Raw genomic sequence first — 18,794 nt, 5'->3', positions numbered from 1 at the left:
ATTGTCTTTCCATCAGAATAGCCCTTCCGGGGCAAATATTGGAGACCGGCGTGGCCGTCATCGTACCTTTCGAAACCCCCGGCGCGTCGATCGAAGAGCTGGTTGCCCTTGTCGCCCCTGACATGGAGCGCGTCAACGCCACCATCCTGTCGCGGACCGGATCTGACGTGACCATGATCCCGGAAGTCGCCAACCACCTGATCTCCTCCGGCGGCAAGCGGCTGCGGCCGATGCTGACGCTCGCCATGGCCAACCTCGCCGGCTACACCGGCGACGGCCACATCAAGCTCGCTGCCTCTGTCGAGTTCATGCACACCGCCACGCTGCTCCACGACGACGTGGTCGACGAGAGCGAGATGCGCCGCGGCAAGCTGTCGGCGCGCATGCTCTGGGGCAATGAGGCAAGCGTTTTGGTCGGCGACTTTCTGCTCGGCCAGGCCTTCCGGATGATGGTCGAGGTCGGTTCGCTGCGCGCGCTCGACATCCTGTCTGCTGCCGCGGCCACCATCGCCGAGGGCGAGGTGATGCAGCTTGCGGCCGCCAAGAACACCGCGACCACCGAGGACGAATATCTCGCCGTGATCCGCGGCAAGACCGCCGAGCTGTTCGCCGCGGCCTGCGAGGTCGGCCCCGTGATCGCCAACCGCCCGAAGGCGGAGCAGACCGCCTGCCGCTCGGTCGGCATGAATCTCGGCATCGCCTTCCAGCTCGTCGACGACGTGCTCGACTATGGCGGCAAGAGCGCCAAGCTCGGCAAGAACACCGGCGACGATTTCCGCGAGGGCAAGATCACGCTGCCGGTGGTGCTCGCCTTCCGCCGCGGCAACGACACCGAGCGCGCTTTCTGGATCAAGGCGCTCGAGCGCGGCGAGATCAGTGATTCCGACCTCGATCACGCCATCGGCCTGATGAACAAGCACCGCGCGCTCGAGGACACGCTGAGCCGCGCCCAGCACTACGGCGCCATGGCGGTGGACGCACTCGCGCTGTTCCCGTCGTCGCCGATGAAGAGCGCGCTGGAGCAGGTGGTGGCGTTCTGTTTGGCACGGTCGCATTAGGCGCGACGCGCGTTCCGCCTCCGCTATCAATTCCGTCACCCTGAGGTGCTCTCCATGGGACGCAACGCGTCCCATGGAGAGCCTCGAAGGATGCACGGCCGAGATGCATCCTGGCCGTTCGCCCTTCGAGGCTCGCTGCGCTCGCGCCTCAGGGTGACGGGAAAGATTTGTTGGCATCGCTCTCTCCACATCATTGCGAGCGCAGCGAAGCAATCCAGAATCCCTCCACGGAAAGAGCCTGGATTGCTTCGCTGCGCTCACAATGACCGAGTATGGCGCGCGGCCGTCGCTCAACTCTCGTGTCCCGGACGCGCAGCAACGCCCTTCGCGTTGCCGCGTCCGGGGCACGCAATTGACTAGCAAACGCCCACCACATAACTGGCAGTCTTAATCTCACCAGTAACTTGCATTTTGCAAGTCACTCCCCTACCTTCCTCGCCATGCAGCCCAAATCCCCTTCCCTCCAGGAATGCCCGGTCGGCCGCGCCGTGGAGACGGTTGGCGAATGGTGGAGCATCCTGATCCTGCGCGATGCCTTGCAGGGCTCGACCCGGTTCGACGAGTTCGAGCGCAATCTCTCCATTGCGCCGAACATCCTGTCGCGACGCCTCGCCCATCTCACCAAGACCGGCATGTTCGTCCGTCGTCGCTACCAGGAGCGGCCGCCACGTTACGAATATGTGCTCACCGATAAGGCACGGGATTTCTTTCCCGTGATCGCGACGCTGCTCGCCTGGGGCAACAAGCATCTCGCGCCGAAGGGCGAATCCATCCTGCTGGCGACCCGCGACGATCGTCGGCCGCTCGATCCGGTCGTGGTCGATGCGACCGATCGGCAGCCGATCACGCTCGCCAATGCCGTGGTGATCGCGGGTCCTGCCGCGAGCCGCCTGATGCGGCGGCGGCTCATCGCGCTCAAAGCCATGAATCCGGACCTCGCGCCGGCTGGAGACTGACATGCCTCGTATCGTCGTGACGGGAATGGGGGCGGTGTCGCCGCTCGGCTGTGGTGTCGAGATATCCTGGCGCCGGCTGCTCGCGGGGCAAAGCGGGCTGCGCCCGCTGCCGCAATGGTCGCAGGCATTGCCCGCGCGCATTGCCGGGCTCGTGCCCGACAAGGCCGATGACCCCGAAGGCGGCTTCGATCCGGCGAAGGCCGCTGCGCCAAAGGACCAGCGCAAGATGGATCGCTTCATCCTGTTCGCGCTACTCGCCGCCGCGGAAGCGGTCGCGCAGGCCAAATGGGCACCGCAGGATGTGGCGTCGCTGCAGCGGACCGCAACGATCATCGGCTCTGGAGTCGGCGGTTTTCCCGCGATGGCGGAAGCGGTGCGCATCACCGAGCAACGCGGCCCGCGCCGGCTGTCGCCGTTCACGATCCCCTCCTTCCTTGCCAACCTTGCCGCCGGCCACGTTTCGATCAAATACGGCTACAAGGGCGCGCTGGGCACGCCCGTTACGGCGTGTGCCGCCGGCGTGCAGGCGATCGGCGACGCCGCGCGCATGATCCGCGCGGGCGATGCCGATGTCGCGATCTGCGGCGGCGCCGAAGCCTGCATCGATATCGTCAGCCTCGGCGGCTTTGCGGCAGCTCGCGCGCTGTCGAGCGCCTTCAACGACCAGCCCACACGCGCCTCGCGTCCGTTCGATCGTGACCGCGACGGTTTTGTCATGGGTGAAGGCGCCGGCATCCTGGTGATCGAGGAGCTGGAACATGCGCTGGCGCGCGGCGCGACGCCGATCGCCGAGCTTGTTGGATATGGCACCACCGCCGATGCCTATCACATGACGTCGGGTCCGCCGGACGGCGACGGCGCCCGCCGCGCCATGGAGATCGCGCTCCGGCAGGCGAACCTTGCGCCCGGCGATCTGCAGCATCTCAACGCGCATGCGACCTCGACGCCCGCCGGCGACGACAGCGAACTCGGTACCATCGGCGCGCTGTTCGGCCGCAACAAATCCATCGCGGTCAGCGCGACCAAATCGGCCACCGGCCATCTGCTCGGCGCCGCCGGCGGACTGGAGGCAATCTTCACCGTGCTTGCCCTGCGCGACCAGGTCGCACCGCCGACGCTCAATTTCGAAAACCCGGATGCGGGCGCGGAAGGGATCGATATCGTTGCCGGTGCTGCGCGTCCGGTGCCGATGCAGCACGCGATCACGAACGGCTTTGGCTTCGGTGGAGTCAACGCCAGCGCGATCTTCCGCCACATGGGCTAGCGAGCGCGGGAGCTCGGCGCATCAGCCGATGCCCGGCGACGGAACGATCCCGAAGCAAACGTGAGCGGTTGCTTGTCGAATGCCCGGTAGCAGGCTAGTTCAGGACATCTGCCGTCAGTCCAGGGGATCGCGACCCGATGCTCGACCCGCAAAGCCGCTTCTACGAATCTCACGGCCTGCGGCTGCATTATGCCGATTGGGGCAACGCGGGCGCGCCGCCGCTTATTCTGGTTCATGGCGGCCGCGATCATTGCCGGAGTTGGGACGCCATTGCCCGCTCGCTGCATCCGCACTTCCATGTGATCGCGCCCGATTTACGTGGCCACGGCGATTCCGACTGGACCAGAGGCGGCAGCTACGCGCTGACCGAATATGTCTACGATCTCGTCCAGCTCGTCCGCAGCATCGCAGCGCCTCGCGTGACACTGATCGGCCATTCGATGGGCGGCATGGTGAGCCTGATCTTCTCGGGATCGTTCCCCGAACTGGTCGACAAGCTCGTCGTGCTCGACGGCGTGACGATGCTGCCGGATTCGCCGAAAGCTCCAACGCATGAGCGCATTGACAAATGGGTCAGCCAGCTCGACAGGCTGCACGACCGCACCCCGCGCCGCTATGCGACGCTCGAGGACGCGGCGGCGCAGATGGTGCTTCACAACAAGCGCCTCTCCCGCGACCTCGCGCTGCATCTCGCAACGCATGGCGCGCGACAGAACGAGGACGGCACCTATAGCTGGAAATTCGATCCCTATCAGCGGGCCAGCGCACCGCACCGGCTCTGGCCGGACGATCACATCGCGCTGTGGTCGCGCATCGCCTGTCCGACGTTGCTGCTGAACGCCGGCGAAAGCTTCCTGGCAGGCGCGCGGTCGGCGGGCCTGGAGCGCTACTTCCAGCAGGCGCGCGTCGAAACCATCGCGGGGGCCGGGCACTGGCTGCAGCACGACAAGTCGGAAGAGGTGCTGGGTGAGATTCAGAAATTTCTTGGGCTTGGCGAGCTGCCGTAGGGTGGGCAAAGCGCAGCGTGCCCACCACCTGTCGCAATTGGCGAGAGATCGTGGGCACGGCGCTTGCGCGCCTTTGCCCACCCTACGAGACTGCCGACCGTCGCGGAGGAAATCCCTAGCTCAACGTGCCCGCATGCACCCACCAAGCGGGGTGATCGCTGCGGATCTTCTCTGCGGCGGCATGCGCGTCAGCTGCCGCGCCATAGATCGCAAAGCACGTCGCGCCCGAGCCGGACATGCGAGCCAGCTTGACGCCAGCGGAAGCGCGCAAAGCGTCTAGCACGTCGCCGATGACAGGCTCGATGCGGAGCGCAGGGGCCTCGAGATCGTTGGGGACTGTCTCGAGAACCTCAACCCAGTCCGAGATTGATCCGCCCTCGTCCGGCCAGGCCGGAGCTCCGAGGACCGAGGTGGCCCCGACCAGCAATTCGCCGTTGCGCAGTCCCAATTCCTTGAACACGTCCTTGGTCGCAACCGGCACGCGCGGATTGACCATGACGCAGGGCATGCTGGGCAACGCCAGCGGCAGCAGCTGCTCGCCGACGCCGGTCATGTCGCAGGCGCGCGAGAGCAGGCACACCGGCACATCGGCGCCGGTCGCCAGCGCGACCGCCTGCAGGCGGGGATCGTCGAGCGACAGATTGTTGAGACGCGCGAGCAGGCGCAGCGCCGCCGCGGCATCCGCCGAGCCGCCGCCGATACCGGCTGCAACCGGCAAGACCTTGTCGAGCGCGAAGGCGCCGAGCTTCAAATTCGGCACGGCATCGGCCAGCAGCTTGGCGGCCTTGAACACGAGATTGTCTGAGGTCTCGCCGCAGGCCGCCGCGAGCGGCCCTGTGGTGGCGAGCGTGAGCTCGTCGCCCGGCTCCAGAGTCAGCCGGTCGGCACAATCCGCAAACGCAACCACGCTTTCGAGATCATGATAGCCGTCAGCGCGACGGCCGACCACGCGAAGGCTCAAGTTGACCTTCGCGCGCCCTTCTTCAATCAACGCCGGCATCGGCGATACGCCCCCAATCACATCATTCGTTGTGCGCATGATCTGGGTCGGAAAACCGCAAGTACACTTTTCCGGATCATGCGCAGCTTAGCCGCCCTTGCCGTCGTCTTTCTTCTTGTCCGCTTGCGCGGCTGAAGAGTTCGAATTGTCCTCGGTCATGCCGTTGGCGATCTTGGCTTCGATCCTCGGCAGATCGTCCGGCTCGGGCTTGAGGTCGCGGGCATGCGCCCACTGGAATTTGGCTTCCAGCGTGCGGCCGACGCGCCAATAGGCGTCGCCGAGATGGTCGTTGATGGTGGGATCCTCGGGCTTGAGGTCGATCGCGCGCTCGAGGTTCTTCACCGCCTCTTCGTAGTTGCCGATGCGGTAATAGGCCCAGCCAAGGGAGTCGACGATGTAGCCGTCGTCGGGACGCTGCTCGACGGCACGCTTGATCATCTTCATGCCTTCGTCGAGGTTCACGCCCTGGTCGATCCAGGAATAGCCGAGATAGTTGAGGACATGCGGCTGGTCAGGCTGCAGCTCGAGCGCCTTCTTCATGTCGGCTTCGGCCTTGCCCCACTGCTTGGAGCGCTCCTCGCAGATGCCGCGATAATAGTACCAGACGCTGTTGGCCTTGTCGTTGCCTGCCGGCAGCACGTCGATGCCTTGCGAATAGGTCGCGCCGCAGTCGCCGAACTTCTTGCGGCCACGCTGGAGATTGCCGAGCGCCATGATGGCTTCGAGATCCTTGGGGTCCTCGGCGGTCACGCCCTTGAGGATCTTGATCGCCTCGTCGCTGCGGTCGGCGGAATCCAGGTCAATGGCGAGCTGGATCTGCGCGTTGCGCTTGAGCGGCGAGGACGACGGCACCCGCTCATAGATCTTGATCGCCATCTGCGGCCGCTTCACCGATTCATAGAGATCGGCGAGCGAGAGCAGGGCCAGCGGGTGGCTGGGCTGCAGATAGAGCGCGAGCTGGAGATAGACCAGGGCCAGATCCTCGCCGCCGCGGCGGGTCAGGGTGGCACCTATGCCATAGAGCGCCTCAGCTGCGCCGGCCTGCGCGGAATCGACCAGCGACGGCAGCTTCTTGCCGGCCCTGGTCTCGCGCAGACCTTCCACGATCAGCGGATGACGGGCGAGCTTCTTGTCGAAGGCCTCATAGATCGCGGTCGCCGAGGCCGCGTCCTTGTTGCGCGACAGCCAGCGCGCATAGGCTTCCGTCACGCGCAGCATGGAATCGTCGAGCTTGTAGGCGCGCTCGAAGCGGACGCCCGCCTCCTTTTCCTTGCCGGCGTTCTCGAGGATCATGCCGGTGTGCAGGTCCTTGAACAGCGGATACCATTCCGGGCCCGCCAGCTTGTCGATGGTGGCGACCGCCGCCTTGGCATCGCCTGCACCATAGGCGGCCCAGCCCGATAGCAGCGTCGCGACGAGATCGGTGATCGGTCCGCGAATCGACTGGTTGATGTTGCTCTGCGCGCTCGGATATTTCTTCAACTTCAGGTCATGCACGCCGACCACGAGGCGCGCGACGCGATTGGTCTTGTCGATGGTGAGGATGCGTTCGGCGAGCTTGACCGCTTCGTCGATGTCGCCGTCGTCGACCGAGGAGATGAAGGCGCGGTCGAGCAGCTCGTTGTTCTTTGGGTCGGTCCGCAGCGCAGAGCGATAGAAGGCGGCGGCCGAGGTCGCATCGCGCTCGACGCTGGCGTGGCGGGCGGCGAGATAGCTGCCGGCGGTGGTGAGCGACTTCAGATCGTTTCGGGTCGGAAACTGCGCCGCCGTGTCGGCCGGATGATCCGGCGTCTGCGCCAGCACCGCGCCGGGGACCGCCACGATCGCGGAGCCGGCAAAAACGATGGCAGCAGCAGTCCAGCGGTTGAAACGATTTGAAAACATCAGGGCTCGCCTTGAGTTGGTAGTGCCTGGGTCTAAAGCAAAGGCCGTCTCGCGTGCGAACGCGGCCGGCGACATGTGACCCGGAACCGTCGGGTCGGGACAATGCCGCTTTTGGCGCCTCACCGCAAGGATTCGGACCGGGCGATCCCCTCCGCACGCCCCAAATCGGCCAAGTGACGGTTCAAGTGACCGTCAAGAGAGCCCCAAGACGACGGTACTATGGCCTTATCGTGGCCGCGGCGGGGAGCCGCAGCCGGGTCGTCACGGCGAACGTGCGCCGGATCACGCTTTGTGATCCGACGTCCCTCTTACATCGCCTCGTAGTTCGGGCCGCCGCCGCCCTCCGGGGGAACCCAGGTGATGTTGCCGTTGGGGTCCTTCACGTCGCAGGTTTTGCAGTGGACGCAGTTCTGGGCATTGATCTGGAAGCGCGGGCCCGAACCCTCCTCGACCCACTCGTAGACGCCGGCCGGACAATAGCGATTCGAGGGACCCGCGAAGACGTCGTGCTCGGAGGTCTTCTGCAGGTTCATGTCGGCCACCTTCAGATGGACCGGCTGGTCCTCTTCATGGTTGGTGTTGGACAGGAACACCGAGGACAGCTTGTCGAACGAGATCTTGCCGTCCGGCTTCGGATAGTTCTTCGGCGCGTGCTGCCTGGCCGGATCGAGTGTCGCGCGATCGGGCTTGGCATGGGACTGCGTGCCGAACAGCGAGGTGCCGAACAGCGTGTTGCACCACATGTCGAAGCCGCCCAGCGCGACGCCCAGTACAGTGCCGAACTTCGACCACAGCGGCTTGACGTTGCGGACCAGGAACAGGTCCTTGCCGACCGAGGAGGACCGCCAGGCGTTCTCGTAGTCGACGACCTCGTCATTGGCACGATCCGCCGCGAGCGCCGCCGCAACATGTTCGGCCGCCAGCATGCCGGTGCCCATCGCATTGTGCACGCCCTTGATGCGCGGCACGTTGACGAAGCCGGCCGCGCAGCCGACCAGCGCGCCGCCGGGGAAGGTCAGCCTCGGCACCGACTGATAGCCGCCCTCGGTGATGGCACGCGCGCCATAGGCAAGACGCTTGGCGCCCTCGAACGTGCCGCGGATCGAGGGATGAGTCTTGAAGCGCTGGAATTCGTCGAACGGCGACAGATAGGGATCTTCGTAGTTCAGATGCACGACGAAGCCGACCGCGACGAGATTGTCGTCGTAATGATAGAGGAAGGAGCCGCCGCCGGTCTTCAGGTCGAGCGGCCAGCCGAACGAATGCTGGATCAGGCCCTTCTGATGCTTGGCGGGATCGATCTGCCAGACTTCCTTCAGGCCGATGCCGAATTTCGGCGGCTCACTCTTGGCATCAAGAGCGAACTTGTTGATGAGCTGCTTGGTCAGGCTGCCGCGCGCGCCTTCGGCGAACAGCGTGTACTTGCCGAGCAGTTCCATGCCGCGGGTGAAGGAGTCCTTTGGCTTGCCGTCGCGGCCGATGCCCATGTCGCCCGTGGCGATGCCCTTCACCGCGCCCTTGTCGTCATAGAGCACTTCGGCGGCGGCAAAGCCCGGATAGATCTCGACGCCGAGCGCCTCCGCCTTGCGCGCCAGCCAGCGGCAGACGTTGCCAAGCGAGCCGATATAGCAGTGATGATTGTCCATCAGCGGCGGCATCATGAAGTTCGGCAGCTTGATCGCACCGCCGGCCGTCATCCAGTAGAAGCGATCGTCCTTCACCTGCGTCTTCAGCGGACAATCCGAATCCTCGCGCCAGTCGGGGATCAGCTTGTCGAGCCCGGCCGGGTCGATCACGGCGCCGGAGAGAATATGCGCGCCGACCTCGGAGCCCTTCTCCACGATGACGATGTTGAGATCGGCGTTGAGCTGCTTCAGCCGGATCGCTGCAGCCAGGCCTGAGGGGCCGGCGCCGACGATGACGACGTCGAATTCCATGGATTCGCGCGGGGGAAGTTCTTCGATGCTCATCTGATCTCAGCCCTTGAGACGGTTCCTTGTCATTTGCGCCCCCTTGTTTCCGATTTTTCCGGGTAGGACAACCACGGAAATGCGTTCCGCTGGGATGCAAGGCGCCTTAAGATGAACTAATAGTCTGACTTTCCCAATGATCCCCGAGCCCGCACCCACCGTCCGTGAACTGCTCGCCTTCTATCTGGAGGCCGGTGTCGATTGCGCGCTCGCAGAGGAACCGGTCGACCGCCTGGCGGAATTAGACGCCCCGCCGCCAGCCCCGCGCGCGGCACCGATCGAAGCGCCGCGGCCCATCGCCGCGCCTGCGGTCCCCCCCCCCCCCCCCCCCCCCCCCCCCCCCCCCGCACCGGCGCCCGACGTTGCGATCGCCTCGGCGCGCGAGGCGGCACGCACGGCGCCAACGCTCGAGGCCCTGCGCGAGCTGATGCAAAACTTCGAAGGCTGCGCGCTAAAACACACCGCGACGCGGCTGGTATTCGCCGACGGCAATCCGCAGGCGCGCATCATGTTCGTCGGCGAAGCGCCGGGCCGCGACGAGGACATCGAGGGACTGCCGTTCGTGGGGCGCAGCGGCAAGCTGCTCGATCTGATGATCGGCGCGATAGGACTGAACCGCAGCACGGCCTACATCACCAACGTCATCCCCTGGCGACCGCCGGGCAATCGCACGCCGACACCGCAGGAGACGCAAGTGTGCCTGCCCTTCATCCAGCGCCATATCGAGCTGGTGAACCCGGATGTGCTGGTGACGCTCGGCAATCCCTCGACGCAGACACTGCTCTCGACCCGTGAGGGCATCATGCGCACGCGCGGGCGCTGGTTCGATTACGACACCAGCCAACGCACCATCCGCGCGCTGCCGACCTTCCACCCGGCCTATCTGTTGCGCTCGCCGTCGTACAAGCGGTTGGCCTGGCAGGATCTGCGGGCGATTGCGAAGGCGTTGGCGCAGGGACCGGCCTAACCACAAACGCCGTCATTCCGGGGCTCGCGAAGCGAGAACCCGGAATCCATGGAGCGGCAGAGCAAGTGGATGAATGGATTCTCAGGTGCGCAATTGCGCACCATAGCTCGCGGCTTTGCCGCGCCCCGGAATGACACCTGATTACGCCCCCTTCGGCCGTACGATCGCCCAGCCGATGCGCAGCAATCCCTGACGGCCATTGACCAGCCATTCAAAGGCACGCGGCACTTCGGGCACGATGCCCGGGAAGCGTGCGAGGATTTCGGGCGGCGGGGTGCCGCCAGTATCGGACGCACGCCAGACCACGACGCCGCCGCTCTCGCTGAATTTTGCCTGTGACATCCACGGTGTGCGCGCAGGATTGGCATCGATGAAGAGATGCGGCCGGCCGGAATGCAGCGTGATCAGGCTCGCAAGCTGCGTCTCGCCGGCGACCGCGCGCAGGCGATGGTTGGTGCGGCGGGCAAAGCTCTCGTCGAAGAAATCCGAGATCGCGTGCGCCGGCATCGAGGTCGCGATCTCGCCGGTGCCGGTCCAGGGCAGAAACAGCACGGCCAGCACGACGCCGGCGGCAGGGGCGATGACGGCCGCCGCCCATACCGTGCGCAACATCCGCGCGCGGCGCATGGCGATGAGATCGCCCGCCATGACGACCATGGCGAGGCCCGACATGACCAGCACGACGCCGGCGCCGCCGACGACAGTCTCGAACCCGAACAGGCCGGAGATCAGGACCGCCCCCAGCGCCGGCGCGAGTGCAAAGAAATAGACGAAGTTGCGAGCGAGCGGCTCGACCGGCGGGCGGTAGATGATCGGCGCCTCCTCGCTCTTGCCGGCGAACAGGGGTGTGTTGAGGAAGCTCAGCACCGGCACCGCGATCGCACCAGACACCAGCCCACCGAGCAGCCAGGCGGCGTGGATCGCACGGGCGCCGAGGTCGGCCGTTTGCGGCAGGGCCGGCAGCGCCAGCGTTTGGGCGCGCGTCAGCCAGACCGCATAGGGCAGCGCCAGCACGGCGACGACGACGAGTGCGAACAGCGGATCGAGCGCGCGCAAGGTCCGGCGGCCGCCGACGGTCGAGAGCGCGAAGATGACGAGCAGCGCGAGCAGGAAGATCGCAGCCGGCGTGGTCAGCAGCAGAAGCCCCGCCTCGATCGACCAGGCGAACCAGGCATTGCCGCGACGCTGGCCGATGATCTGCCAGGAATGCAGCAGCAGCAGCGCCCAGAGCGGCCGGGCGAGGACCAAGGGGCCGAAGTCGAGCGCGGACGAGGAGAAGGCCAGCACCGTCATGGTCAGCAGCACGGCGAGCACCGCCTGCTGGCTGCCAACCACGGCCCGCGACAGATGATACAGCGCGATGAAGGTCGCGATCTCGCAGAGCTCGGCAAGGACGTAGACGCCGAAGACATGGCCGCCTGCGGCGCGATAGGCGATATCGGCGAGCCAGAGCGACAGCGGCGGGCCGAGATCAGTGCCAACCTGATATTCGCGGCCAAAGGCCAGCAGGGTCGCGAGATTGCCGGGCGGGCTGCGGTAGAACAGCAGCGCCACCAGCAGCCACATCGTGGCCTGCAGCAGCACGGCAATCCAGACGATCAACCGCGGCCGGGCGCGAATGAGCTCGATGACCAGGGAGGTAAACCGCATGCAACGCCCGCAAGATGCAGCCAACCCGTCCAGCCGGCCCTATTCGCTCACAGCTGTTTTGATAAAGCGCGCCACGCGTCGTGGCAACTTCGGTCTGCGCTAGAGGCCCGCTGAAGCCTCGATTTCAACTGCGGTCTCGACCTCGGTGACGGAGAACAGATCCTGCACCGGCTCGACCGTCCAGGGCATGTGCTTGGCGCGGGCGGCGACGACGGGGGCGAAGAAGCTGCGGTGGTGGATGGTGGGGCCGAGACGGTCGAGCGCGTCGAGATGCTCGGGCACGGCATAGCCCTTGTGCTGCTCGAAGCCGTAGCCGGGGCAATCCTGCGCCAGCGCGCACATCAGCCGGTCGCGGGTCACCTTGGCGACGATGGAGGCCGCCGCAATCGAGAGCACGATGCCGTCACCGCCGATCACCGCTTCGCAGTCGCAAGCCGTGTCGAGGCGATCACGGCCGTCGACGAAGACGAGCTTCGGAGGCTCGGGCAACGCAACCACCGCGCGCTTCAGCGCCCACAGCGAGGCGCGCAGAATGTTGTCGCGGTCGATCCGCGCGGGCGAAGCGACGGCGACCGAGACCTGCGCGGTGGCGCAGATCCTGTCGAACAACCTTTCGCGCTCTTCCGCCGTCAGGCGCTTGGAATCGTCGATGCCGCGCGGGATGCGGTCCGGATCCAAAATCACCGCAGCCGCCACCACGGGGCCGGCGAGCGGCCCGCGGCCGGCCTCGTCGCAGCCCGCGACCGGCCAGATGCCCCGCTTGATCAGCGCGCGCTCGCGGCGGAAGCTTGCCTTGACGGGCGCAGCCTTCTTCTCAGGAGCCTTTTCTGGCGCATCCTTGACTGGCTTCTTGGCGGACTTGTCCCGAATCATGGCCGGGATCGTGCGCAAGCCGGCTCGCCGGCGCAACCGGGAACTCCGTGCAATTCCCGTTATTCAGCGCCCGCCCCTCGCGCCTCAGAACAGGCTGAGCTGCTCGCCGTTCTGCTTCGGCCTGGTAAAATGATCCGTCGTCAGCTTCGAGCGGCGCCTGTTCAGCCCAAGCCGGTCGCAGGCGAGCTCGAAGCGGCGGCCGATGGTCCAGGCCATCGGGCCTGTGCCCTTCATCCGCTCGCCCCATTTCGAATCGTAGTCGCGGCCGCCGCGCATGTCGCGGATCAGGGTGAAGACGTGGCGATAGCGATCCGGATAATTCGCCATCAGCCATTCGCGGAAGAGATCGCGCACCTCCAGCGGCAGCCGCAGCAAAACGTAAGAGGCTTCCTTGACACCGGCATGCGCCGCGGCATCGAGGATGCGCTCGATCTCGGAATCGTTCAGGGCGGGGATCACGGGCGCGACCATCACCGTGGTGGGGATGCCGGCCTCCGAGAGCTGCTTCAGCGCCTCCAGCCGCTTCGGCGGCGTCGAGGCGCGCGGCTCCATGGTCCGTGCGAGCTTCGGGTCGAGCGAGGTTACCGAGATCGCGACCTTGGCAAGGTTGCGCTTGGCCATGCGGGCGAGAATGTCGATGTCGCGCACGACCAGCGCGGATTTGGTGACGATGCCGACGGGATGGCCGGTGCGCTCCAGCACCTCCAGAATGCCGCGCATGATTTTGCGCTCGCGCTCGATCGGCTGGTAGGGATCGGTGTTGGTGCCGATCGCGATCATCCGCGGCTCGTAGCCTGCGGCCGCGAGCTCCTTCTCGAGCAGAACAGGCGCCTCGGGCTTGGCGAACAGCTTTGACTCAAAGTCGAGCCCCGGCGACAGGCCGAGATAGGCGTGCGTCGGCCGCGCGAAGCAATAGACGCAGCCATGCTCGCAGCCGCGATAGGGATTGATCGAACGGTCGAAGCCGATGTCGGGCGAGTCGTTGCGGGTGATCACCTTGCGCGAGGTGTCGACGCCGACCGTGGTCTTGAACGGCGGCAGATCGTCCAGGCTCTGCCAGCCATCGTCGAAGGCGACGCGCGCCTCGGCCTCATAGCGGCCACTGGCGTTGGACTGGGCGCCCCGCCCCCGCCTGCGCTGGCGGTCGATGGCGACCGCCAGTTCAGGGAAGTCAGAAGGCGCACCCGCCGGCTCGGAGGGCGCCGTGACCGGCGGGTGCTTCAGAGCAGAAGAAGAAGCTGGACTCATGCATTCAAGATAGCACGCCAAAGGAACAAATCAAGAACAAGAATCGAAAACGCGAAAACAACCCCATGCACAGTAGCGCTGCCCAAACTTCGCCCGCGGTCCTTTGACCTCACGCAACACCGCGTGACCTCGATCCCGTTTGATGCGGCGGAAGGATCGATCTCGCCGGAACCCGGTTGATGACGATCCCGGGCGAAGGTCGGCATGATCATGACATTTCAACAACAATCGTCCGCTGCAAGCAGCGACCTCGATCTCCTCGATCGCTACTGGCGTGCGGCCAACTATCTCTCCGTCGGGCAAATCTACCTGTTGGATAATCCCCTGCTGCGCGAGCCGCTCCGGCCCGAGCACATCAAGCCGCGCCTGCTCGGCCATTGGGGCACGACGCCGGGGCTGAACTTCATCTATGCGCATCTCAACCGCGTCATCCGCGCGCTGGACCTGAGCGTGCTCTATGTCTGCGGTCCCGGCCATGGCGGCCCGGGCATGGTGGCGAACACTTATCTGGAAGGCAGCTACAGCGAGGTCTATCCTGACATCCCGCGCGATGCGGACGGGCTACGAAAACTGTTCAGGCAATTCTCCTTCCCCGGCGGCATCCCGAGCCATGCAGCGCCGGAAACGCCGGGCTCGATCCACGAAGGCGGCGAGCTCGGCTACGCGCTGGTGCACGCCTATGGCGCGGCCTTCGACAATCCTGACCTGATCGTTGCCTGCGTCGTCGGCGACGGTGAGGCCGAGACCGGCCCGCTGGCAGCGTCCTGGCATTCGAACAAGTTCCTCAATCCCACACATGATGGCGCCGTGCTGCCGATCTTGCACCTCAACGGCTACAAGATCGCGGGTCCAACCGTGCTCGGCCGGATGCCCGACAGCGAGATCCGCGATCTGTTCCGCGGATTCGGCCACGAGCCGCTGTTCGTCGCAGGCGACGATCCCAAGCTGATGCACCGGGCGATGGCCGATGCGCTCGACGTCGCGATCGCCAGCATCCGCTCGATCCAGCTGCACGCCCGCGACGGGCGTGCGAGCGTGGAGCGGCCGCGCTGGCCGATGATCGTGCTGCGCAGCCCGAAGGGCTGGACCGGCCCGAAGGAGGTTGACGGGAAAAAGGTTGAAGGCTTTTGGCGCGCGCATCAGGTGCCCGTCGCGAACTGCCGCGAGAACCCGGCTCACTTGAAGATTCTCGAAGACTGGATGCGCAGCTACGAGCCGGACCAGCTGTTCGACGCGAGCGGCGCGCTCGTTCCCGAGCTTCAGGCCCTCGCGCCCCAAGGTAACAGACGCATGGGCGCCAACCCGCACGCCAATGGCGGACTGCTCAAGAAGGAGCTGAAGCTGCCCGACTTCCGCAGCTTTGCCGTCGAGGTGCCGCGGCCCGGCGGCGTGACAAGCGAAGCCACACGCGAGCTCGGCAAGTTCCTGCGCGACGTCATCCGCCTCAACGCCGGGGAGCGTAATTTCCGCATCGTGGGTCCTGATGAGACCGCATCAAACCGGCTCGATGCCGTGTTCGATGCGACCGAACGGGTCTGGATGGAGCCGATCGAACCTTACGACGTGCATCTGGCACAGGACGGCCGCGTGATGGAGGTCTTGAGCGAGCACCTCTGCCAGGGCTGGCTCGAAGGCTATCTGCTGACCGGACGGCACGGCTTCTTCTCCTGCTACGAGGCCTTCATCCACATCGTGGATTCCATGTTCAACCAGCACGCCAAATGGCTGAAGGTGACGCGGCACCTGCCATGGCGACGGCCGATCGCCTCGCTGAACTATCTCCTGACCTCGCATGTCTGGCGCCAGGACCACAACGGCTTCAGCCACCAGGACCCGGGTTTCGTCGATCTCGTCGCCAACAAGAAAGCCGACATCGTCCGCATCTATTTCCCGCCCGACGCCAACACGCTGCTTTGGATCGCCGATCATTGCCTGCGCACCTACAACCGCGTCAACGTCATCGTCGCCGGCAAGCAGCCGGCGCCACAATGGCTGTCGATGCAGGAGGCCGCGACGCATTGCGATGCCGGCATCGGCATCTGGACCTGGGCCAGCAACGAGGACGCGAACAGCGAACCCGACGTGGTGATGGCCTGCGCCGGCGATGTGCCGACCTTGGAGACGCTCGCCGCCGTCGACCTGCTGCGCAAGGCGCTGCCGGAGTTAAGGATCCGCGTCGTCAACGTCGTCGACCTCATGACGCTGCAACCCCGGGAGCAGCACCCTCATGGCCTGTCCGATCGCGATTTCGACAGCCTGTTCACGAAGGACAAGCCGGTGATCTTCGCCTATCACGGCTATCCCCACCTGATCCACCGCCTCACCTATAACCGCACCAACCATGCCGGCCTGCATGTGCGCGGCTTTGCCGAGGAAGGCACCACCACGACGCCGTTCGACATGGTCGTTCTCAACGAGCTCGACCGCTACCACCTCGCAATCGAGGCGATCGAGCGCGTGCCAGGCCTGTCGACCAAGGCCGCACAGGTCAAACAGCGGTTTCGCGACAAGCTGATCGAGCATTCGCGTTACATACGCGAGCACGGTGAGGACATGCCGGACATTCAGGAATGGGTCTGGCAGAACAGTGCCGGCGGCACCACGCCGGCCGAAGCCGGCGATTGACGGCGCCATGGCGGACGCGGTCCTCGTCCTCAATGCGGGCTCGTCGAGCATCAAGTTCGGCTTGTTCGAGATCTCGGGCACCGAACCTGCCCTGCTCTGCAAGGGCCTGCTTGACGAGCACGAGGCGAAGCCGCGGCTGGTGGCCAAGACCCCATCGGGCGAGGCCCTGTTCGAGACGCAGCGGGAGGCGTCGGATGCCGACGGCGGCCATCTGTTCGCCGACGTGCTCGCTTTCGTCGAGGACCGCTTCGGTGATCACCGCTTGCGCGCTGTGGGTCACCGCATCGTTCATGGTGGCCCGGAATATTCAGGCCCGGTGGAATTGACTGACGAGGTCTACGCCAAGCTGGAGGCGCTGACGCCGCTGGCGCCGCTGCATCAGCCGCGGTGCCTCGCACCGGTCGACCCGGTCAGAACGATCCGGCCTGCGCTGACGCAGATCGCCTGTTTCGACACCGCGTTTCATCACGGCATGATGCCGCCGATGAATCGCTTCGCGATCCCGAAGCGCTACGAGGTGCAGGGCCTGCGGCGCTACGGCTTCCACGGGCTCTCATTCGAATATGTCGCAGGCCTGCTCGCCGAGATCGCGCCGCAACTCGCCACGAAGCGCGTCGTCATCGCCCATCTCGGCAATGGCGCGAGCCTTTGCGCCATGCGCGAGGGCCGCAGCGTCGACACCACAATGGGACTGACACCGCTCGATGGTCTCGTGATGGGCACCCGCTGCGGGGCGATCGATCCAGGCGTGCTGCTTTATTTTCTCCAGCATGAGAAGATGACGAGCGAAGATCTACAGCATCTGCTCTATCACGAGTCAGGGCTGCTGGGCGTCTCCGGCCTCTCCGCGGACATGCGGACGCTGCTGGCGAGCAGCGAGGCTTCGGCGCGCGAGGCGGTCGATCTCTTCGTCTTCCGCGCAGCGCAGGAGATCGCGGTCATGGCGAACACGCTGGGAGGGCTCGACGGCCTCGTCTTCACCGGCGGAATTGGCGAGCATGCGAAAGAGATCCGCAGCGCCATCGGCGAGCGGCTCGCCTGGCTCGGCGTGCGCATCGATGCAGCGGCGAATGAGAAGGGGCGCGAGCGGATCAATGCGGAGGACAGTGCTGTCGATCTGTTCGTCATCCCGACCAACGAGGAGCTGACAATCGCACGGCATTGTGTCGCGGTGCTGCAAGCTGCGGGGACAGTATCGTAGGGTGGGCAAAGCGGAGCGTGCCCACCACTTTTTATGATACGGGACAGGTGGTGGGCACGGCGCAAGTGCGCCTTTGCCCACCCTACGAGACTTCGCTCGCCGAGACATCCGGCACGACAACGCGCAGGCTCAACGCTCAGTGACCCCCCGCGAAGATCTGGACACACCCGATCACGACTTCGATCACGATCAGCACCACCACCGCGATTTCGAGCCGCAGTGAGCGTTGCGTGTCGATGATGTCGGTCAGCGCGTCGGCGGTCTCGGAAATAACCGTGAGCTTCCGCTCCAGCGTGTCGAGGCGCTCCTTCAGCTCGTACTCGTCTTCGAGACGCGCATAGAGCCGGTCGAGCTGAGGTTTTTCCCAGAGCGCATCGGGCTTCTCGGCGACCGCGACGCGGCCGGCGACGCGCTGCTGCACCAGCAGCGCATTGCCGATCAATTGCAGGATGCCCCTGCGGCGCCGCGACGTCCGGCCCTTCTCGGCAAGCTCCCGCGCAAAGGGCTCGATGACATCGAAGACCGCAGCGACACGCCGCTCGTCGCGCGCCAGTGACGTGCTCTTGGCGAGCGCGTCCGCGATCAGCAGCAGTCGCTCGTCGGAGAACTTGGAGAGGCAGATCGGCCCGCCTGGCTGGATCGCCTCGGCACTTTCGTCCTTGCACAGCTGCGCCTGGGCGGTCTCCTCCTCGATCGGGCTGAGCTCGCCGGTCACGCGGGACTTCAGGCTGTCGAGCAGCACCTTCTCCTCCGAAGGGAGGAGGCCGATCAGCACCACGACACCGTAGCGGAAGATCACGGCGAGGCCGCCATGGACGCGAAACGCCGCCGGCGTCGAGGACACGAGGGTGCCGAGTTCGAGGTTCGAGGCGTTGATGCGTTCGCCGAGCATCACGGCGCGGATCCGCAAGGTCGGCGCGGGGTCCGGCTTCGGCGATGTTGACAGCGCACCAGCGGGAAGTTGATCGACGGTCATTGGACATCTCGCTCTGCGCGGCGGCGCTTGAACTTTTTTCCCACTTGAACTTTTTTTCTCATCAGCAAGGTCCGTGGCAGACTACCGATGCAGCATGGCTCGCGCGACGACATCG

General features: G+C 65.5%; 14 protein-coding genes. 7 read left to right on the top strand and 7 right to left on the bottom strand.

Annotated features, from left to right (window positions below; genetic code table 11):
* The first annotated feature begins 50 nt into the window (after nt 1-50).
* The 4 genes from XH98_RS39320 (at nt 51) to XH98_RS39305 (ending at nt 4,285) form a co-directional block, all read left to right on the top strand.
* Nucleotides 51-1,058, top strand: a complete 1,008-nt coding sequence (locus XH98_RS39320) for a polyprenyl synthetase family protein (protein WP_220000532.1) — start codon at nt 51-53, stop codon at nt 1,056-1,058.
* 440 nt (nt 1,059-1,498) lie between these two features.
* A complete protein-coding gene (locus tag XH98_RS39315) occupies nt 1,499-2,014 on the top strand; it encodes a winged helix-turn-helix transcriptional regulator (RefSeq protein ID WP_271621781.1) in 516 nt (171 codons plus the stop codon).
* 1 nt (nt 2,015) lies between these two features.
* Nucleotides 2,016-3,278 (top strand): beta-ketoacyl-ACP synthase II, encoded by a 1,263-nt coding sequence (gene fabF / locus XH98_RS39310; protein WP_271621780.1) that lies wholly within the window; start codon nt 2,016-2,018, stop codon nt 3,276-3,278.
* Between the two features lie 137 nt (nt 3,279-3,415).
* Complete coding sequence (locus XH98_RS39305; RefSeq protein WP_271621779.1) at nt 3,416-4,285, top strand: alpha/beta fold hydrolase; 870 nt, start codon at nt 3,416-3,418, stop codon at nt 4,283-4,285.
* Between the two features lie 115 nt (nt 4,286-4,400).
* Here the strand turns inward: XH98_RS39305 and XH98_RS39300 are convergent, their stop codons facing one another.
* The 3 genes from XH98_RS39300 to XH98_RS39290 all read right to left on the bottom strand — a co-directional run bounded on the left by XH98_RS39300 (nt 4,401) and on the right by XH98_RS39290 (nt 9,139).
* Nucleotides 4,401-5,285 carry a 4-(cytidine 5'-diphospho)-2-C-methyl-D-erythritol kinase gene (locus XH98_RS39300; RefSeq protein ID WP_271599682.1) on the bottom strand — a complete coding sequence of 295 codons (885 nt, stop codon included), beginning with the start codon at nt 5,283-5,285 and terminating at the stop codon, nt 4,401-4,403.
* An 87-nt stretch (nt 5,286-5,372) separates the two neighbouring features.
* Nucleotides 5,373-7,169 carry a tetratricopeptide repeat protein gene (locus XH98_RS39295; RefSeq protein WP_271621778.1) on the bottom strand — a complete coding sequence of 599 codons (1,797 nt, stop codon included), beginning with the start codon at nt 7,167-7,169 and terminating at the stop codon, nt 5,373-5,375.
* A gap of 308 nt (nt 7,170-7,477) precedes the next feature.
* Nucleotides 7,478-9,139, bottom strand: coding sequence for an electron transfer flavoprotein-ubiquinone oxidoreductase (locus XH98_RS39290; RefSeq protein ID WP_271599684.1), 1,662 nt, complete (start codon nt 9,137-9,139; stop codon nt 7,478-7,480).
* Nucleotides 9,140-9,275: 136 nt separating this feature from the next.
* Between XH98_RS39290 and XH98_RS39285 the strand changes: the two genes are divergently transcribed.
* Nucleotides 9,276-10,106: a uracil-DNA glycosylase gene (locus XH98_RS39285; RefSeq protein WP_271621777.1), complete on the top strand. Its 831-nt coding sequence runs from the start codon at nt 9,276-9,278 to the stop codon at nt 10,104-10,106.
* A 141-nt stretch (nt 10,107-10,247) separates the two neighbouring features.
* On the opposite strand, the gene XH98_RS39280 is transcribed toward XH98_RS39285, so the two are convergent.
* The 3 genes from XH98_RS39280 to XH98_RS39270 form a co-directional block, all read right to left on the bottom strand.
* Nucleotides 10,248-11,756 carry a glycosyltransferase family 39 protein gene (locus tag XH98_RS39280; RefSeq protein WP_271621776.1) on the bottom strand — a complete coding sequence of 503 codons (1,509 nt, stop codon included), beginning with the start codon at nt 11,754-11,756 and terminating at the stop codon, nt 10,248-10,250.
* A gap of 99 nt (nt 11,757-11,855) precedes the next feature.
* Nucleotides 11,856-12,629 (bottom strand): ribonuclease HII, encoded by a 774-nt coding sequence (locus XH98_RS39275; protein WP_271599687.1) that lies wholly within the window; start codon nt 12,627-12,629, stop codon nt 11,856-11,858.
* Nucleotides 12,630-12,713: 84 nt separating this feature from the next.
* Nucleotides 12,714-13,877: a PA0069 family radical SAM protein gene (locus XH98_RS39270; RefSeq protein ID WP_271621775.1), complete on the bottom strand. Its 1,164-nt coding sequence runs from the start codon at nt 13,875-13,877 to the stop codon at nt 12,714-12,716.
* Nucleotides 13,878-14,087: 210 nt separating this feature from the next.
* Between XH98_RS39270 and XH98_RS39265 the strand changes: the two genes are divergently transcribed.
* Together XH98_RS39265 and XH98_RS39260 are read left to right on the top strand one after the other, a co-directional pair.
* On the top strand, nt 14,088-16,502 hold the full coding sequence (locus tag XH98_RS39265; protein WP_271621951.1) for a phosphoketolase family protein: 2,415 nt from the start codon (nt 14,088-14,090) through the stop codon (nt 16,500-16,502).
* A gap of 7 nt (nt 16,503-16,509) precedes the next feature.
* Nucleotides 16,510-17,703, top strand: a complete 1,194-nt coding sequence (locus XH98_RS39260) for an acetate/propionate family kinase (protein WP_271621774.1) — start codon at nt 16,510-16,512, stop codon at nt 17,701-17,703.
* A gap of 136 nt (nt 17,704-17,839) precedes the next feature.
* Here XH98_RS39260 and XH98_RS39255 read toward each other — a convergent pair whose 3' ends face one another.
* Entirely contained in the window at nt 17,840-18,679 is an 840-nt protein-coding gene (locus XH98_RS39255) for an RMD1 family protein (RefSeq protein WP_057757157.1), read from the bottom strand.
* Between the last annotated feature and the right edge of the window lie 115 nt (nt 18,680-18,794).

Source organism: Bradyrhizobium sp. CCBAU 51745, assembly GCF_028128715.1.
GTDB lineage: Bacteria > Pseudomonadota > Alphaproteobacteria > Rhizobiales > Xanthobacteraceae > Bradyrhizobium > Bradyrhizobium manausense.
Note: the sequence above shows the minus strand (reverse complement) of the source record. Positions and strands in the feature narration are given on the sequence as shown.